Raw genomic sequence first — 14394 nt, forward strand, 5'->3', positions numbered from 1 at the left:
CCGATCATGGTGAACTCGCCGTTGCGGAACCGGAACGCCGGATCCCGCGTCGTGCGGAACGAGAACAGGTTGTCGGTCCAGTGGTGGACCGACAGAACGCGCTCCTCGTAGAACTTGCTCATCGACGGATCAGTCCTCGAATCCTCTGACGCTCGGCACACGGCCCCGACGATTCGGGGCCCGTGGTGCGGGGGATCCCCGCCGCCCCGCTCGGGCGGGGGTGGATCCTCGGCAGGGAACCCGCCCGGATCCGGTTGCAAACACACGCGCGCCGCTTCTTTCGCAGTTGCAGCACGTCCGTCAAGGCGTGCCGGGATCACACTGGCGAAAGAAGTGAACGGCCTGGAATCGTTCGAAGATTTAGCGTCTTCGCGGACGCTCCGCAGCGCCGTTCCGGACATGGGAGGGTTGCCGCAGAGCCGGCCCCGGGCGCCGCCCTCAGAGGGGGGCGGCGGGCCGGAGCGGCGCGAGCCCGGCCTCGATCTCGGCCCGGCGCGGCTCCAGGAACGGCGGCAGGGCCAGGCGCTCGCCCAGGGTCTCCAGGGGCTCGTCCGCGGTGAAACCCGGCCCGTCGGTGGCGATCTCGAACAGGATGCCGTTGGGCTCGCGGAAATAGAGGCTGCGGAAGTAGTAGCGGTCCACCGGCCCGCTGCTCGGCACCCGCGCCGCCCGGAGCCTGTCGGACCAGGCCTCGTAATCCCCGTCCGGGATGCGGAAGGCGACGTGGTGGACCGCGCCGGCGCCCTGGCGGGCCGGCGCGGACCGGTCGGCCAGGAGCTGGAGCTCGGCGGCCGGGCCGCCGGGTCCCATCGCGTAGACCTCCACCGGGCCGTCGCCCGTCTCGAAGGCGCGGTCCCGGCGCAGGCCGAGCACCTCGGTCAGCACGGCGGCGGTGCGGGCCGGGTCCGGCACCGACAGCCGGATCGGGCCGAGGCCGCGGATCTGGTAGGCGGCCGGCACGGGCGAGCCGTCCCAGGGATGCTCCGGCCCGGTCCCGCCATCGTCCACCAGGGCGAGGCGCTGGCCCTCCGGATCCTCGAAATCGAGGGTGAGGCGCCCGTCGCGCGCGGCGGGCTCGGCCTCGACGATCCCGGCCTCGCGCAGGCGCGCGTGCCACCACGCGACCGCGCCCTCGCCCGGGACGCGCAGGTGCGTGCGGGTGATGCTGCCGGAGCCCCGCCGCTCCCGGGGCGCCGGCCAGTCGAAGAAGGTGATGTCGGTGCCGGGGCTCGCCAGCCCGTCGGCGTAGAACAGGTGGTAGGCCGAGACGTCGTCCTGGTTCACCGTCTTCTTCACGAGCCGCAGGCCGAGCGTGCCCGTGTAGAAGGCGACGTTCTCCGCCGCGCGGGCGGTCACCGCGGTGAGATGGTGGATGCCGGTGAGCTGCATGTCGGTCCTGGGGTTCGCCGCGTCGCGCCTCAGGTGGGGAGCGGCGGCGGCTTCGCGAGCGGCCCGCGGATCGGGCGGCCGGCACCCGTTCCTCCGGGGCCGCGCCGCGGTCGGCCCGCAGCGATCGCCGCCCGAGAGGCGCCGCGCCCCGGACCGGCGGCGCGGCCGCTACGCGGCGATCGGTACCCGGGCGCGGCGGATTTCGCCGAACCGCGGTCCCGAGGCCCGCTTCTCAGAGCCCCACGGGCCGGCCGGCGGCGACCACCAGCATCTTGCCGTCCGCGAAGGTGCGGGCGGCGGCCCGGCGGATATCCGCCTGGGTCACGGCCGAGACCATCGCGTTGCGCCGGGCGATGTAGTCCATGCCCAGCTCCTCGAAGGCGATCTGCACCAGCTGGTGGGCGATCTTGGTCGAGGTGTCGAAGCCGAGGGCGTAGGAGCCGGTCAGGTAATCCTTGGCCTTCTGCAGCTCGTCGTCGTCCGGGCCGTCCGTGATCAGCCGGCCGATCTCGTCGCCGATCACCGACAGGGCCTCGCCGACGCGCTCGTTCTTGGTGGCGGTGTAGCCCCAGGTCATCGCGGCCGAGCGGTGGCTGACGAGCGAGGTCCCGACCGAGTAGGCGAGGCCGCGCTTCTCGCGCACCTCCTGGAACAGGCGGGACGTGAAGGCGCCGCCGCCGAGGATGTGGTTCAGCACGTAGGCCGGGATGAAGTCCGGGTCGCGCCACGGCACGCCGGCCATGCCGAACCGGATCACCGACTGGGGCACGTCGAGGTCGACGACGACGCGCTTGCCGAGATCGTGCACTTCGGTGCGCGGCACCGCCTTCAGCGCCCCGGCCTCCGGCAGGGTTCCGAAGGCGCGGTTCAGGCCCTCGGCGAGCTGCTCGGCGCCGATGGCGCCGACCGCCGCCACCTTCACCCGGCCGCGGCCGATGATGCGGGCGTGCATCGCCAGCAGGTCGTCCCGGGTGATCGCCGTCACGCTCTCCACGGTGCCGGAGGACGGGCGGGCGTAGGGATGGCCGGCGAACGCCTCCTTGAAGAAGCGGCGGGAGGCCAGCACGCCCGGATCGTTCTGCTGGTAGCGCAGGCCGGCGATGATCTGGGCGCGGACGCGCTCGATCGCGTCAGGGTCGAGGCGGGGTTTGGCCAGCGCCAGGGCGAGGAGCGCGATACCCTCGTCGGCGTGCTTGACCAGCATCTTCAGCGAGCCGCCGACCGCGTCGGCCCCCGCGTGGAACGACAGCTCGATTGCCCGGGCGGCGAGCCGCTCCTGGAACAGGTCGGAAGTCAGATCGCCGGCGCCCTCGTCGAGGAGCCGCGCCAGCATCTGCGCGCAGCCGGCCTTGCCGGCCGGGTCCTGGGCGGCGCCGCCCTCGAAGGTGAAGGCCAGGGCGATCATCGGCACCACCGGCGACTCGACGTGCCACGCCTCGATGCCGGGGGCGGTCGTCACCGGCAGCGCCGTGGTGGGCGAGCTGACGGTTTGGGCGGTGGTCTCGACCAGAGTCTCGGCCAAGCTCATGGGAACCTCGTGTCTCTATCTCGGGCGACGGCGGAGCGGGCCAGGGCTCCCGTTCGGCAGAACGCCCCGCCCGGACCCGTCACGGGTCCGGCGGGACGCACCCGGGGTTACTCGGCGGCCATCGCGACCGGGGCGTCGGGATCCTGCGCCTTGGTCAGGTAACCGGTGACCGAGCGGGCCGGCGTCAGCCAGCGCTCGGCGGCGCCCTTGAGACGCGCCTGCGTCACCCCCTCGATGTCGGTCGGCCAGCGGCGGACCTCCTCGATGGTCTCGCCGATCGCCAGCGCCGAGCCGTAGATGCGGGCGAGCGACGACTGGCTGTCGGAGGAGTAGACGGTCTCGGCCACGAGGCGGGTCTTGGCGCGCTCGATCGCCTCGGCGTCCAGGGCCTCCGCGGGGGCGCGGCGCAGCACCCTGTCGACGGCCTCCTCCAGCTTCTCCAGCGGCACGCCCTCGGCGGGCACCGCGTAGACGGAGAAGCGGGTGTCGTCGATCGCCGAGCCCATGTACCAGGCGCCGGCATTCACCGCGAGGCCGGTCTCCATGACCAGCTTGCGGTAGAGGTAGGAGGTCGAGCCGCCGCCCAGCACCTCGGCCAGCAGCTCGAGGTCGTGGCAGCCGCCGTCCCGGGCGGTGATGCAGGACGGGGTCAGGTAGAGGCGCTGCAGGGTCGGCTGCTCGACCTTCGGGTCGGCGACGGCGACGCGGCGCAGGGCCTTCGGCTCCGGCTCCCGCGCCCGCAGGCGCTCGGGCCGGGCACCCTGGGGCGTCACGCGGCCGTAGGTGGTCTCGGCGAGGCGCCGGACCTCGTCGGGCGTGACGTCGCCGGCCACCACCAGGATGGCGTTCTCGGGGGTGTAGAAGCGCTTGTAGTAGGCCAGCGCGTGCTCGCGGTTCAGGCCCTCGATCTCGTGCATCCAGCCGATGATCGGGATGCCGTAGGGATGGTGCACGAACAGGCCGGCCGCCATCGCCTCGGAGAGCTGGGCGGAGGGGTCGGTCTCGACCCGCATGCGCCGCTCCTCCAGCACGACGTCGCGCTCGGGGGCGACGACGGCGTCGTCGAGGACGAGGCCGCTCATGCGGTCCGCCTCGAATTCCATCATGGTGCCGAGGTGATCCCGGGCGACCCGCTGGAAGTAGGCGGTGTAGTCGTAGCTGGTGAAGGCGTTCTCCTGGCCGCCCAGGCCCGACACCGCCTTGGAGAAGGCCCCGACCGGGTGCTTCTCGGTGCCCTTGAACATCAGGTGCTCGAGGAAGTGGGCGATGCCCGACTGGCCGAGCGGATCATCGGCCGAACCGTTGCGGTACCAGATCATGTGGGTGGCGACGGGGGCCCGGTGGTCGGGGACGACCACCACGTCGAGGCCGTTGTCGAGGGTGAAGGCCGTCACTTCCGGTCCGCCCGCCTCGGAACGCCCGAACGGCGCGGCCTCGCCCCGGCCGGCGCTGCCGCCGTAGGGCGAGCCCGGACGCAGCGGGAAGAGGGTGGGCGTCGCCTTCCTGAACAGGTGCATTCCGCTTTCCTTCTGCCGGCCCCGGATCGAAGCGTCCCGCGTCGGGATGCGCGCGCGGATCGGGGCCGTCCTGGTCACCGGGGCGCAAGAACCGCACCGGGACGATCATCTCATGTTGCCACGCCGTGTCGCCGTTGCAACGGCGACACGGCGCCCCCGTCACTGCTGCGCGCGCTGACGGAGATACGCGCGGGGATCCGACTCCTCGCGCTCGCGGCTGGCGTTGTTGATCGGGTCGCTCGACGGCGGCCGGGCCAGCTGCTTGGGCGACTGCCGGTACCCGGTCGGCGGGTCCGTGAGCGTGTCGCGGCTCGGCTCGATGTCGGAGGGCTCGGCGTTGGCGCTCTTGCCCTTGAGCAGCTCGAAGGGGCTGAGCAGGCTGTCGTCGCGGTTGTTGTCGCCGGGCTTGCGCTCGGCGGTGGTCGTCAGGCCCGCGCCGGCACGGCGGCCGCCGCGCATCTCCTCCACGGAGAGCGTCGCGTTGTTGTCGTCGTAGCGGCCCTGGGCCTGGGAGCCCTTGGGATTGCGCCGCTCCACGGCGGCGCGCTCGCGCTCCACGATCTCGGGATCCTTCGGCCAGGCGGTGCTGGTGGAGCGCGCCCTCGGCTGCGGCAGGGCCTTGCCGTCGATCTTGGGCGGCATCACCAGCGGCGGCCGCTCGTGATAGTCGATCGGATCCTGGCGCTTCTCCAGGAGGCCGATGCCCGACAGGGCGTCGCGCATGAACTCGCCGCGCTCCTGCGCGTGCGCGGCACCGACGACGCAGAGCGGAGCCAGGGCCACCGCGGCGGAGAGGAGGGGACGAAGCCTGCGATGCCCGGTCATGCTGCCTCACGGGTTCCGGACGGAGCGTCCGGCTCTGGGAAGGCCGCGGCGCGGCCCGATCCGACAGGTCCCGGCCTGAGACCGGTTTCCGGCGATCGTATGGCGCCTTGACTGCGTCGCGCCAGGAGGGGGACGCGGGAGGACCTGTGTGTTGCAGGGATCACAGGCGCGGCGCCGGGTCGCCCTGCGGCGGGGACGCCCGGCCCCTGCGGCCGTCCGGGGACAGGCTGTCGAGGATCAGGCCGATCACGCCGGCCACGATCGCCGCGTCGGCGACGTTGAACACGTACCAGGACCAGCCGCCGGCATGCAGGTGGACGAAATCGAAGACGGCGCCGTAGGCGGCCCGGTCGATGGCGTTGCCGAGCGCGCCCCCGACGATCAACCCGAGGGCGACGCCGAGAAGGCGCGACGAGGCCCGCCGCATCCAGATCCCGAGGCCGATCGCGGCGGCGAGCGACAGGGCCACGAGGAGCCAGCGGCCGATCCCGCCCTCCTGCTGGAACAGCCCGTAGGAGACCCCCCGGTTCCAGACCACCACGAAGTCGGCGAAGGGCGCCAGCCGCCAGGGCTGCGTCAGCACGAGGTCGGTGCCGAAATAGAGGCCGAGCTTGCTGGCCTGGTCGAGGACCAGTGTGAGGACGAGGGCCAGGAGGCCGGCGCGGAAGGGCGTCACGGGCGGCGCGCCTGGCCCGGGCCGGCGCCCCCCGCTCCCCGCGGGCGGGGAGAGGGGGTGGCGCCGCCGACGACGCGGAACGCCCTCACGCCGCGCTCGCCTCCGGATGCGCCGCGTCCCACTCGCGCAGGGCCTGGGCGTCGCGGGGCGTCACGTCCGGGTAGTCCGGGTCGCTGCCCACCTCCGGGCTGACCCGCCAGGACCGGGCACATTTGCGACCCTCGGCCGGGCTCGGCACCACCGCCACGCCGCGCACCTCGTCGAGGCGGAAGGCCTCGGCCGGGCCCTCGCCCGCCACAACGGCGATGTCCGAGGTGATGCAGGTATCGGCGAAGTCGCAGCCCTCGAGCGCCGCGAGAAGCTCCGGATCCGCCACGTAGACCGTCGGCGCCGCCTCCAGGCTCGCGCCGATGCGCTTGGCCGCGCGCTCGATCTCCAGGGCGCCGGTGACCACCCGCCGCACCCGCCGGATTTTTTGCCAGCGCTCCGCGAGGGGGGCGTCGAGCCAGTCAGCCGGGGTCTCCGGCAGGGTCTGGAGATGCACCGAGCCGTCCTCGGACGGGTAGCGGTCGAGCCACGCCTCCTCGGCGGTGAAGGCGAGCACCGGGGCGAGCCAGATCGTCACCCGGCGGAAGGCCTCGTCGATCACCTGCAGCGCCGCCCGCCGGCGGACCGAGGACACGGGATCGCAGTACAGGGCGTCCTTGCGCACGTCGAAGTAGAAGGACGACAGGTCGCCAGTCATGAAGCCGTTGAGCAGCGCCACCACCCGCTTGGTGTCGAACGCCGCGTAGGCCTCGCGGATCTCGCCGTCGAGCTCGGCGAGCCGGTGCAGGATCAGCCGCTCCAGCTCCGGCATCTCCTTGTACGCCACGTCGTCGCCCGGCACCCGGTGGGCGAGGGAGCCCAGCATCCAGCGCAAGCTGTTGCGCAGCTTCCGGTAAGTTTCGGCAAACGTCTTGATGATCTCCGGGCCGATGCGCAGGTCGTCGGTGTAGTCGGAGGCGGCGACCCAGAGGCGCAGGATGTCGGCGCCCGAATCCTTGATGACGCTCTGCGGCGCGACGACGTTGCCCTTCGACTTCGACATCTTCAGGCCCTTGCCGTCGAGCACGAAGCCGTGGGTCAGGACGATGTCGTAGGGCGCCCGGCCGCGGGTGCCGGCGGATTCGAGCAGCGAGGACTGGAACCAACCGCGGTGCTGGTCGGAGCCCTCCAGGTACATGACCCGGTCCTGGCCGCCGTCGCGGACGCGCTTCACCCCGGCGAGCCCCGGGAAGGCCTCCGGATCGTCGAGCACGAAGGCGTGGGTCGATCCGGAATCGAACCAGACGTCGAGGACGTCGGTGACCTTCTCGTAGGCGGCCGGGTCGTGGTCGGGCGCCAGGAAGCGCTGCGCGGCATCGTCCCGGAACCACGCGTCGGCGCCCTCCGCGGCGAAGGCGTCGCGGATGCGGGCGTTGACGGCATCGTCCTTGAGGATCTCGGCGGTCTCCCGGTGGACGAAGACGGTGATCGGAACGCCCCAGGCGCGCTGGCGCGAGACCACCCAGTCCGGCCGGTTGGCGACCATGCCGGTGATGCGGTTCTTTCCTTGCGTCGGCACCCACTGGGTGTCGTCGATGCCCTGGAGCGCCACCTCGCGCAGCGACCGGTTGCCCAGCGAATCCACCGGCCGGTCCATGGCGATGAACCATTGCGGCGTGTTGCGGAAGATCACCGGCTTCTTGGACCGCCAGGAATGCGGGTACTGGTGGCGCAGCACCCCGCGGGCGATCAGCGCCCCGGCCTCCGTCAGCGCGGCGATGACCGCCTTGTTGGCGTCGCCCTTCTCGCCCTTGGCGGTGAGCACGCGGGTGCCGGTGAAGCCCGGAGCGGCCTCCGTGAGCACGCTGTCGGCGTCGACCGTGTAGGGGATGGTCGCGTCGATGCCGCGCTCGCGCAGCAGCCGGCCGCTCGCCATCCAGAGCTCGAAATCCTCGCGGCCGTGGCTCGGCGCCGTGTGGACGAAGCCCGTGCCGGACTCGTCGGTGACGTGGTCGCCGTCGAGCATCGGCACGGCGAAGCCGTAGCCGAGCTTCGCCAGCGGGTGGTCCAGGGTCAGGCCGGCGAGCGTCGAAGGGCTCACGTCGGCGACGCGCGCGAACGCCTCGACCCGGGCGGCTTTGAACACCGTGGCGGCGAGGCTGTCGGCGAGCAGGTAGGTCTGGCCGGGCACCGCCCAGTTGTCGGCCGGCGCCTCCGTGACCCGGTACAGGCCGTAGGCAATTTTTTTGGAGAACGCGACGGCGCGGTTGCCCGGGATCGTCCACGGAGTGGTCGTCCAGATCACCACCCGCGCCTGCGCGAGATCGCCCTCGGCGCCGGACCGGATCGGAAACGCGCAAAAAATCGTGTCGCTGACGTGCTCCTCGTACTCGACCTCGGCTTCGGCCAGCGCGGTCTTCTCGACCACCGACCACATCACCGGCTTGGAGCCGCGATAGAGCTGGCCGCTCATCGAGAACTTCATCAGCTCGTCGGCGATCACGGCCTCGGCGGGGAACGCCATGGTGGCGTAGGGATGGTCCCAGTCGCCGGTGACGCCGAGCCGCTTGAACTCCTCGCGCTGCACGTCGAGCCACTGGGCCGCGAAGGTCCGGCATTCCTGCCGGAACTCGATCACCGGCACGTCGTCCTTGTTGCGGCCCTTGGCGCGGTACTGCTCCTCGATCTTCCACTCGATCGGCAGGCCGTGGCAGTCCCAGCCCGGGACGTAGTTGGCGTCGAAGCCGAGGGCGGTCTGCGAGCGGACCACCACGTCCTTGAGGATCTTGTTGAGCGCCGTGCCGATGTGGATGTTGCCGTTGGCGTAGGGCGGGCCGTCGTGGAGCACGAATTTTGGCCGGCCCTGACCGCGGGCGCGCAGCTTGCCGTAGAGGTCCATCCGCTTCCAGCGCTCGATAAAGAGCGGCTCGCGCACCGGCAGGCCGGCGCGCATCGGGAACTCGGTCTGCGGCAGGAACAGGGTCTTGGAATAGTCGCGGGCGGGCGCGGTCTCGGGGGCGGTCATCGGATCTCGCATCGGCGGTCGGGCCGGCAGCGTCGGGCCGGCGGAATCGGGTCGGGCGGCAGGAGGATCCCGGACCTCCGCGCGGCCGCGCTGGAGCGGGCCCTCAGGCGGAGGCCGGGCCGGTAATTCGGATCGGGCGGCCGGGGCCGCGCAGGGCGCGCGAAGCGTGCATGACGGGTTCTCTACCAGCCGCCCCGGCCGGAGGCCAGCGGCAGCGCGGATCACGCGCCCGTGACCGCGGATGGGACCAATCGGCGTCTGAACCGTTGACCGACACACCCTCCGCCCGCCGCGGCGGCGCGGAGCCGATTCGGACAGACATCCGGGAGTAGCCCCATGAAGAAGCTTCTGATCGCGACCCTCGCCCTCGCGCCGCTGGCCTACGCGGGCGCCGCGGAGGCCCAGGGCACGGCGCGCGGCGCCCAGCGCGGCGTCGAGGACGGCACGGCCGCGGCCGGCCCCGTGGGCGGGGTCGTCGGCGGCGCGGTCGGCGCGGCGACCGGCACCGTCGGCGGCGTGCTCGGCACCGATCCGGACCCGGCCCGCCGGGCGCGCGAGAACCGCCGCGAGGAGCGGATGGAGCGCCAGGAGCGCCTCGGCCGCTGACAGGGTCCCGTAACAGGGTCCGGCCGGTCGCCTCAGGCGGCCGGCCGCGCCTCCCGGCGGATCGTCTCCTGCGCCAGGAGGTACAGGCCGGAGCCGACGACGATCATGGCGCCCGCCACGGTCCAGCGGCTCGGAACGTCGCCGAACAGCAGGAAGCCGAGCGTCACCGACCACAGCAGCTGCGTGTAGATGAACGGCGCCAGCACGTTGGCCGGGGCCCGGGCATGGGCCATCACCAGCAGCCAGTGGCCCAGCGTTCCGAACAGCGCGACCCCGAACAGCAGCGCCCAGTGGGTCAGGCTCGCCGGGCTCGTCCAGATCCACGGTAGGAGCGGGGCCATCAGCGCGAGTCCCGCGAGGCCCGTGTAGAACATGGTCGTGGCGGTCGAGTCGTAGGCCGCGAGCTTGCGCGTGATGATCGCGTAGAAGGCGTAGACCACCACGTTGGCGACGCAGAGCAGCGCGGCCGGATGCATGCCGCCGGCGCCCGGCCGCACGATCACCAGCACGCCCAGGAAGCCGACGCCGATCGCCGCCAGCCGCGCCCGCGACGACCACTCGCCGAGCAGCGGCCCGGCGAGCAGCGCCACGGTGAGCGGCGCGGCGAACTGGATCGAGATCGTCTCGGCGAGCTGCAGGTAGCGCAGGGCCAGGAAGTTGAGCGCCGTGGAGGCGAAGAGCAGCAGGGAGCGCGCGATCTGCAGCGGCAGGCGCCGGCTCTTCACGACGCCCGGCGTGCGTACCGGGTTGATGAACAGCGAGATCATGGCGACGCTCGCCGCGTAGCGCATGAAGGTGGTGACCAGGGGATCGACGCCGGCCCGGGCCAGGGTCTTGCCGCAGGCGTCGAGGCTCGCGAAGAAGGCGACGGCCCCGCACATCAGGGCGATGCCGACGATCCGCCGGCGGCCGGCGAGGTCGGCCTCCGGAGCGGCGCGCGGCGCGGCGCTGTCGTCGGGGACGGAGGTCGCGACCTGCGTGCTCATGCCTGACCAATCTCGGTAGAGGCCGAAATCCCTGCCACGCCCGGTGCCGTGCGGGTACCGGCCGGCGCGCAGGGGAACCATGCAGCCGGCACGGTCGCCCGCGACGGCGGCGGCTCAGCGCTTCGCCGCGACCTTCTCGGCAACGGGGGCCTTCTCGGCGGAGGCCGTCTTGGTGGCGGCCTTGGCGAGCTTCGGCTTGGGCGGCGTCGCGCCGGCGATCAGGGCGGCGAGGTGCGACTGGTCGAGCCCCGCGGCGGCGCGCGCGGGCGCAGCGGGAACAGGCGCCGCCGCGGCGACCGGCGCGGGCGCCAGCGCAGCGGCCCGTTCGACCCGGCGCGGCTCGATGGAGCCGGTCGCGGCGGGCTCGGCGAGGCTCGCCGTCGCGACCGCGGGGGCGGCGGACTCGCGCTGGACCCGGAGGGTCCAGTGCGCGGCGGTGGAGAGCGCGGCGATGCCGAGAATCGCCTTGATGCCGCTGGTGAGCAGGGCTCGCATGGTCGTCAGGCCCGAGAGAACGCGGTTACGCGGAACCGGATCCCCGGCCCGGACGCATCATCGCGCGGGAGCGTGAACGAAGCCGCAACGGCCCCGTGCGCCCCTGTCCCGGAACGGGTCAGGGACCCGCGCCCGCGACCCGTCTCGCGGGCGGAATCGGGTGGGAAATCATGTGGGCCATGCGCCGGACCCGCGGTTCCTGTTCCCCGCGCTCCCGACACTCCTGCAGCGACTCGGCCCACTGAGCCTCACAGGAACGGCCCAGAGAACTGGTCCGGACCGTCCCGTCACTGCCGACCCCGCCGCCATGCAGGCCCGAGCGGGCTCGCGAAACCTTCAGGCGCATCGGCCGCTGGGGACAGCCCGTGTAGAGGGTGACAGCCGAGCCGGCAACAGAGGCGGGGCCGTTTCCGGGACCCCGCGGCGATCAGTGCTCCGCCGCGGGCGCGACGAAGCGCATCAGCGCGGCGATCTCGTCCGCGCCGTCCTCCGCGGCGAGGCGCCGGTAGAGCGCGGCGTAGCCGGAGAAGACCTGCCGCCCGGCCGCGTCGGGCCCGAGGAACCCGGCGATCTCCTCCATCTCGGGCGCCCAGCGATAGGCCTTCGGCACCATGTCGGGCAGCCCCCTGGCGAACCGGGCCAGCAGCGACGGCTCGTTCTCGGCGAGCTCGGCCAGCAGCGCTTCCCCGGCGCCGGCGCGCTCGGCGGCGCCGATCACGAGCGCGGCGAGCGCCGTCAGGCCCTTGTTGAGGCCGGCATAGCTCATCTTGAGGCTGGAGGCGGCGCCGACCGCGCCGGGGCAGACGCGCAGGTCGAGGCCGAGGTCGCGCAGGACCAGGGCCGGGGCCGTCTCGGGACCCGAGACGTAGACGCGCGGCCCCTTGGCGCCGGGCTTCGGCGGCAGGCCCAGGATCGCGCCGTCGAGGAATGGCGCGCCGGTGGCCGCGACGATCCTGGCGACGCGCCCGACCGTCTCCGGGCTGACGGCGTTGGCGTCGATGTAGACCGGCTTGCGCGGGGCCGCCGCCAGGGCGGGCGCGAGCCGGCGGGCCAGCGCCTCCGCGTCGGCGGGCGGCACGATGGAGAGCAGGAGATCGGCGGCGGCGAGCTCGCCGTCCCCGGCATGCGCCATGCCGGCGGCCGCGGCCCGGGCGCGGCTCGCCGCCCCGCGCCCGTCCAGGGAGGTCAGTACCCGGGCGCCGTGCCCGGCGAGCCGGGCCCCGACGGCGCTGCCCATGGCGCCCGGGGCGATCACCGCGATCGTGGGCACGGGACGCCTCCGGGACCTCGGGGCCGCTACCGCAGCGAGCCGCAGAAGCGCTGGATGCGCCGGCAGGCCTCCTCCAGCACCGCGTTCGACGTCGCGTAGGAGATGCGCAGGTTCGGGCCGAGGCCGAAGGCCGAGCCGTGGACCGCCGCCACGCCCTCGGCCTGGAGCAGCTCCATGACGAAGTCCTCGTCGGTCTCGATGGTCTTGCCGGCCTCGGTCCGCTTGCCGATCAGCGCCGCGCAGGACGGGTAGACGTAGAACGCGCCCTCCGGCGTCGGGCAGGTCAGCCCGTTGGTCTGGTTGAGCATCGACACGACGAGGTCGCGCCGGCCCTGGAAGGCGGCCCGGAACGTGGCGAGGTGGTCCTGCGGCCCGTCGAGGGCGGCCACCGCCGCCCACTGCGCGATCGTGCTGGCGCCGGAGGTCTGCTGGCCCTGGACGAAGTCCATCGCCTTAATGAGCGCTTCCGGCCCGGCCGCGTAGCCGATGCGCCAGCCGGTCATGGCGTAGCCCTTCGAGACGCCGTTCATCGTCAGCGTCCGCTCGATCAGCTGCGGCTCGACCTGGGCCGGCGTGACGAACGCGAAGTCGCCGTAGGTGAGGTGCTCGTAGATGTCGTCGGTGAGGATGTGCACGTCCGGGTAGCGGAGCAGCACGTCGGTGAGCGCCTTCATCTCGGCGCGGGAATAGGCGGCGCCCGACGGGTTCGACGGCGAGTTGAGGACGATCCACTTGGTCTTCGGGGTCAGGACCCGGTCGAGCTCCTCGGCCTGGAGCTTGAAGCCGTTGGCCATGTCGGTGTCGGCGAAGACCGGCGTGCCGCCGCACAGCCCGACCATCTCCGGGTAGGACACCCAGTAGGGGCGGGGGATCACCACCTCGTCGCCGGGGTTCAGCGTGGCGAGGAACGCGTTGTACAGCACCTGCTTGCCGCCGGTGCCCACGATGGTCTGCGAGACCTTGTAGTCGAGCCCGTTCTCGCGCTTGAACTTGCGCACGATCGCCTCGCGCAGGGGCACGATCCCGGAGACCGGCGGGTAGCGGGTCTCGTTCCGGTGGATCGCCGCGATGGCGGCCTGCTTGATGTGCTCGGGCGTGTCGAAGTCGGGCTCGCCCACCGACAGGCTGATGACGTCGACGCCGGAGGCCTTCAGGTCCCGGGCCTTCTGGGTCATCACGATGGTCGCGGACGGCTTCACCCGCGAGAGGACGTCGGCGAGGAGAGCCATGGCGTGCGGTGCTCCGGATTTTTGCGATCAGGCGCCGCTTCCCCGCGGCGCGGCGGACCCTAGGCCCGGGACGCTGAGCCGGCAAGCGTGAGACGCCGCGGCGGCGCGCGGGAGCGACGTTTCTGCTATGATCCTCGGAATCGGGACGGAACGAGAGGCCCTGCCGATGGGCGAGACGATCAGCATCACCCTGGCACCGGACACGCTCCGCGCCGTGCGGGAGAGCGTCGAGGCCGGTGAGTACGCTTCGGTGGACGCGCTGCTCGACGAGGCCGTGCACGCCCTGCAACGCCAGCGACGCGAGGATGCCGAGCGTCTCGATGACATCCGCGCCCGCATCCGGCGTTCCCTGGACGATCCGCGGCCGGATCTGAGCATCGAAGAGGTTCAAGAGGATCTCGACAGGATGTTCGCTGAAGCGCGGCACGACACCCGCCGTGCGTAGACTGCCTGTTGCGTTTCGCCCTCAAGCGCAGGCCGATCTGGCCGGCATCTTCCGAACGGTCTTGCAGCGGAGTCAGAACGTCGCGACGGCGCAGCGCTTCACGCAGCGGATCAAGGATCGGTGCGACCGAATCGGCCACGCACCGCATGCGGGCCGACCCCGTGACGATCTCTTGGAAGGCTTGCGAACGGTGGCGTTCGAGAGATCGGCTGTGATCGCCTATCGCGTGGAACGTGGATCCGTGAGGATCCTCAATATCTTCTATGGCGGCCGCGATTTCGAGGCGGTCTATCCAGGCGATACCACGGAAGAAGCTCAGGAGCCCCCGTCCTGACGAACTGCCCTCGCACCGGCCGGCCCAGACCCCCATCTCTCC

Annotated in this window: 13 protein-coding genes and 1 pseudogene; 3 read left to right on the forward strand and 11 right to left on the reverse strand. The window is 72.4% G+C overall.

The features are described 5' to 3' along the window. The 7 genes and pseudogenes from BMY19_RS13785 to ileS all read right to left on the reverse strand — a co-directional run. Window positions 1–122: pseudogene (locus tag BMY19_RS13785) on the reverse strand (ferredoxin--NADP reductase); the annotation flags it as partial. Between the two features lie 316 nt (window positions 123–438). After that, a complete protein-coding gene (locus BMY19_RS13790) occupies window positions 439–1389 on the reverse strand; it encodes a ring-cleaving dioxygenase (RefSeq protein WP_100252059.1) in 951 nt (316 codons plus the stop codon). A gap of 232 nt (window positions 1390–1621) precedes the next feature. Continuing rightward, a complete protein-coding gene (locus tag BMY19_RS13795; RefSeq protein ID WP_100252060.1) occupies window positions 1622–2917 on the reverse strand; it encodes a M16 family metallopeptidase in 1296 nt (431 codons plus the stop codon). Between the two features lie 107 nt (window positions 2918–3024). Then, the gene (locus BMY19_RS13800; protein WP_020093174.1) at window positions 3025–4434 is read right to left on the reverse strand and encodes a M16 family metallopeptidase; all 1410 of its coding nucleotides are present in this window, start codon (window positions 4432–4434) and stop codon (window positions 3025–3027) included. A 159-nt stretch (window positions 4435–4593) separates the two neighbouring features. Further along, a complete protein-coding gene (locus BMY19_RS13805; protein WP_020093175.1) occupies window positions 4594–5259 on the reverse strand; it encodes a hypothetical protein in 666 nt (221 codons plus the stop codon). Window positions 5260–5419: 160 nt separating this feature from the next. Further along, entirely contained in the window at window positions 5420–5935 is a 516-nt protein-coding gene (gene lspA / locus BMY19_RS13810; RefSeq protein ID WP_091677673.1) for a signal peptidase II, read from the reverse strand. Window positions 5936–6020: 85 nt separating this feature from the next. Then, window positions 6021–8987: an isoleucine--tRNA ligase gene (ileS, locus tag BMY19_RS13815; RefSeq protein WP_100252061.1), complete on the reverse strand. Its 2967-nt coding sequence runs from the start codon at window positions 8985–8987 to the stop codon at window positions 6021–6023. 336 nt (window positions 8988–9323) lie between these two features. On the opposite strand from ileS, the gene BMY19_RS13820 reads away from it, so the two are divergent. Next, a complete protein-coding gene (locus BMY19_RS13820; RefSeq protein WP_012318778.1) occupies window positions 9324–9593 on the forward strand; it encodes a hypothetical protein in 270 nt (89 codons plus the stop codon). A 32-nt stretch (window positions 9594–9625) separates the two neighbouring features. On the opposite strand, the gene BMY19_RS13825 is transcribed toward BMY19_RS13820, so the two are convergent. The 4 genes from BMY19_RS13825 to BMY19_RS13840 all read right to left on the reverse strand — a co-directional run bounded on the left by BMY19_RS13825 (window position 9626) and on the right by BMY19_RS13840 (window position 13573). Further along, on the reverse strand, window positions 9626–10579 hold the full coding sequence (locus tag BMY19_RS13825) for a DMT family transporter (protein WP_020093178.1): 954 nt from the start codon (window positions 10577–10579) through the stop codon (window positions 9626–9628). A gap of 114 nt (window positions 10580–10693) precedes the next feature. Further along, complete coding sequence (locus tag BMY19_RS13830) at window positions 10694–11074, reverse strand: hypothetical protein (protein WP_020093179.1); 381 nt, start codon at window positions 11072–11074, stop codon at window positions 10694–10696. A gap of 427 nt (window positions 11075–11501) precedes the next feature. Next, entirely contained in the window at window positions 11502–12344 is an 843-nt protein-coding gene (locus BMY19_RS13835) for an NAD(P)-dependent oxidoreductase (RefSeq protein WP_100252062.1), read from the reverse strand. A gap of 26 nt (window positions 12345–12370) precedes the next feature. Then, window positions 12371–13573: a pyridoxal phosphate-dependent aminotransferase gene (locus tag BMY19_RS13840; protein ID WP_020093181.1), complete on the reverse strand. Its 1203-nt coding sequence runs from the start codon at window positions 13571–13573 to the stop codon at window positions 12371–12373. A gap of 166 nt (window positions 13574–13739) precedes the next feature. Here BMY19_RS13840 and BMY19_RS13845 point away from each other — a divergent pair, with 166 nt between their 5' ends. Further along, window positions 13740–14018 carry a ribbon-helix-helix domain-containing protein gene (locus BMY19_RS13845; RefSeq protein ID WP_326491885.1) on the forward strand — a complete coding sequence of 93 codons (279 nt, stop codon included), beginning with the start codon at window positions 13740–13742 and terminating at the stop codon, window positions 14016–14018. Further along, entirely contained in the window at window positions 14011–14352 is a 342-nt protein-coding gene (locus BMY19_RS13850) for a type II toxin-antitoxin system RelE/ParE family toxin (protein ID WP_026604932.1), read from the forward strand. Before BMY19_RS13845 ends, BMY19_RS13850 begins: the two co-directional genes overlap by 8 nt. Window positions 14353–14394 lie beyond the last annotated feature (42 nt).

The sequence above is a fragment of the Methylobacterium sp. UNC300MFChir4.1 genome, from assembly GCF_900110155.1.
Lineage (GTDB): Bacteria > Pseudomonadota > Alphaproteobacteria > Rhizobiales > Beijerinckiaceae > Methylobacterium.

Excerpts from the sequence above, each read along its gene's own strand:
- BMY19_RS13790 (WP_100252059.1), bottom strand. The coding sequence starts at position 1,389 with ATGCAGCTCACCGGCATCCACCATCTCACCGCGGTGACCGCCCGCGCG.
- BMY19_RS13795 (WP_100252060.1), bottom strand. The coding sequence starts at position 2,917 with ATGAGCTTGGCCGAGACTCTGGTCGAGACCACCGCCCAAACCGTCAGC.
- BMY19_RS13800 (WP_020093174.1), bottom strand. The coding sequence starts at position 4,434 with ATGCACCTGTTCAGGAAGGCGACGCCCACCCTCTTCCCGCTGCGTCCG.
- BMY19_RS13805 (WP_020093175.1), bottom strand. The coding sequence starts at position 5,259 with ATGACCGGGCATCGCAGGCTTCGTCCCCTCCTCTCCGCCGCGGTGGCC.
- ileS (WP_100252061.1), bottom strand. The coding sequence starts at position 8,987 with ATGACCGCCCCCGAGACCGCGCCCGCCCGCGACTATTCCAAGACCCTG.
- BMY19_RS13820 (WP_012318778.1), top strand. The coding sequence starts at position 9,324 with ATGAAGAAGCTTCTGATCGCGACCCTCGCCCTCGCGCCGCTGGCCTAC.
- BMY19_RS13825 (WP_020093178.1), bottom strand. The coding sequence starts at position 10,579 with ATGAGCACGCAGGTCGCGACCTCCGTCCCCGACGACAGCGCCGCGCCG.
- BMY19_RS13830 (WP_020093179.1), bottom strand. The coding sequence starts at position 11,074 with ATGCGAGCCCTGCTCACCAGCGGCATCAAGGCGATTCTCGGCATCGCC.
- BMY19_RS13840 (WP_020093181.1), bottom strand. The coding sequence starts at position 13,573 with ATGGCTCTCCTCGCCGACGTCCTCTCGCGGGTGAAGCCGTCCGCGACC.
- BMY19_RS13845 (WP_326491885.1), top strand. The coding sequence starts at position 13,740 with ATGGGCGAGACGATCAGCATCACCCTGGCACCGGACACGCTCCGCGCC.